This window comes from Flavobacteriales bacterium (assembly GCA_013214975.1).
GTDB lineage: Bacteria > Bacteroidota > Bacteroidia > DT-38 > DT-38 > DT-38.
Genome location: JABSPR010000340.1, coordinates 1 through 2,393, shown reverse-complemented (window position 1 = coordinate 2,393; position 2,393 = coordinate 1). Strand labels below are relative to the sequence as shown.

The 2,393-nt window shown below is 38.9% G+C and carries 3 protein-coding genes; all 3 read right to left on the bottom strand.

Features of this window, described 5'->3' with window-relative positions; all coding sequences use genetic code 11:
* Positions 1-925 (bottom strand): hypothetical protein (locus HRT72_10920; protein ID NQY68216.1); only part of this gene is annotated, 925 nt, incomplete at its 3' end.
* Positions 926-1,033: 108 nt separating this feature from the next.
* Positions 1,034-1,663 (bottom strand): hypothetical protein, encoded by a 630-nt coding sequence (locus tag HRT72_10915; GenBank protein ID NQY68215.1) that lies wholly within the window; start codon positions 1,661-1,663, stop codon positions 1,034-1,036.
* Positions 1,664-2,037: 374 nt separating this feature from the next.
* Positions 2,038-2,376, bottom strand: a complete 339-nt coding sequence (locus HRT72_10910; GenBank protein NQY68214.1) for a hypothetical protein — start codon at positions 2,374-2,376, stop codon at positions 2,038-2,040.
* Positions 2,377-2,393 lie beyond the last annotated feature (17 nt).

Genomic DNA, 2,393 nt, shown 5'->3' with positions numbered 1-2,393 from the left:
GGCCTGTCATAACAGAATTACCGCCATCAGACCACGCCGAGTAAAGTAAATTACCGTCCTCCATGTATTGTATATTACGCACCGAAGAGTCTGAAACACTTCGATTAATCCCGACCAAAGGACCCGGCCAGTCATAGAGGTGCATTTTTACAGTTTTATCGGAGTTAAAAATTTTCAATACGGGGCAGCGCCAGGGCTCTCTACCTGTAGGCCAATGATGTTCATGCCCGTAAGCAAACTCTCCATTTACTTCATTTACAGTATAACAACCGGGAACCATAGGCTTTGTCAATTCAAGGCGGTCAACTCTATTACCATTTGCATCTAAAGTATCAAAAGTCACAGACTTATACAGAATATTGCCATTTTTAAGTGCTCTTAACTGAGGCCATTTTCCTACTGCTTCACTGTGTCGAATCCATTCAATCTTATCAGCTGTAAAATTAAGCTTAGCAATGTAATTGGCATCGAAGACTTTAGGTTTTACGTTCTTCTTTCTGCTTTTCTTTTTAGAAGGGAATTGCGGTACTTCAAACTTCTTCACATTAGTCGAAAGTGACGTAAAGGTCCTTTCTTTGCCACGGCCACTTAGATAAATATTTCCTCGCTTATCCAAGGCAAATCCGGATAAGGAGGCTGATGCCCAGGGAAAACGGGATGCTGAAATTACTTTTTTCAAATCACTTGAAAGACGTACTATAAAAACTGTCGCCGAAGTATTAATGTTTTTAAATTTACCCTTCTTTAATGACCAATCCTGTGACTTTGGAACAGCCCCATCCTTACCAAGTACCTTCACATCAACACCTTTAAGGTCGAATTTGGGCCCTATCGTTATACCAACTAAGACCAAAGTTCCGTCCACTTGGAAGCCGCCGTCGACCAACCACTCAGTTCCCGATGTTCCTATGTATGAAGACATCATCGGTGCCAGCAAGTTTTCTTTATCGGTCTTGCTATAATTCTCTTGAGCTGTCAAAAGCGAGCAGAGAGTTAATAAAATAGATATATATAATTTTTTCATAAGGTTTCCTTATTTTGTCGTGGCCAGGATATAAACACGTAGACCGATTTCTCCCGGATATTTCTGAAAACCGAGGTCTTTTCCCTGAACTTTAAAGAATACTTCAATTCTAATAGTTGTTCTACCATTGCGTTTAACTCGTAATTCAGCATCTGCTTTAACGGATTTACCACCGCTACTTACTTCAACAATAGCTTTAGTGCGCGAAAAAATTTTAAAGCCATCCGGGTATTTTTTTGATTTTTTAACCAACGAGAAATCTGCTTCATGTATTATTTTTAGATCTCTCGTTTCTCCAACTGACAACAGCTTAATGGACAGATCCGGTTTACCGCCAATTATCGCTTCTCCAAGAATCCGTGAGCTCTGGTCTCCACTGGATTGGGCCGCAGAAGAATACTCTATATGAAAATGACCGGCATAGGGAGGTGATGGTTTGACTTTTGTATCTTTCGGATGTGCAATATTTGAAATAATCCAATGACCACCATCATTTGGTTTTCCCATAAAATAACTTGGCCAGCCCTTTCCTGTGAGGTCATAGGCATATAAAACGACATTAAATCTAGGGTTTGTCGAATTAATTTTATATCTGAATTGTGGTTTGTCTGCAGCAGTAGCAAAACAACTTAAAAACAATATTAAAGTAATAGCTGATAGTTTGATGATGTATCTCCATTTTATAACGATTTATTATAAGTGGGTACGTAACTTTAAAAACTGCCATAAATTTTCTAATTTTACAAAATTAATAAGTAAATTGAGACAAGAAAGCGCTGTATCAATATTCATTTGATCTGCATTGTGATGTAGGGTTTTGATAGATTGTCATATTCCCACTCTGCTTCACTCGGAATAGAGTAATTATCCTTTGACAGAATGCTTATTTAGATCATTGATTAATTTCCACATATTGCTCAAAGTGTCATTGCTATTGAGTAGTTTTTAGCTCCAGGTGAGAAGTGTCCTAAGGATTAGAAATTAGGAAATTCAAAGTTTATAATTACCACAGGCTAAGCTAAGCAGTCAAACTCGGCAATTAGCTGTTCATCAAGATTGCGTAGGTTGTCAAGATCAATTTGAGTTAGCCTCTTCTCTTCCTGTGGTGTTGAAGTCGTTAAATCTAATTCTGTTGCATCAAACAGCACTTCCTCTTCTTCCTCATCAGACTCTTCCTGCGCTTTAACGTCTTCACCAGTCTTTTGTATAGGTCTGTCTTCCGGGATGTCCTTCAGAGGTGGTGCTTCTGTGGTCGACTTGTCAATTTCTTGAGAAGGCTTAGTTTCTTGACCTTCCAGATCTCCTCCTAAGCCACCATCTTCGAGAAACTTTAGATCAGCCGGATCAAGCAACCATTTCTCATAGGTAT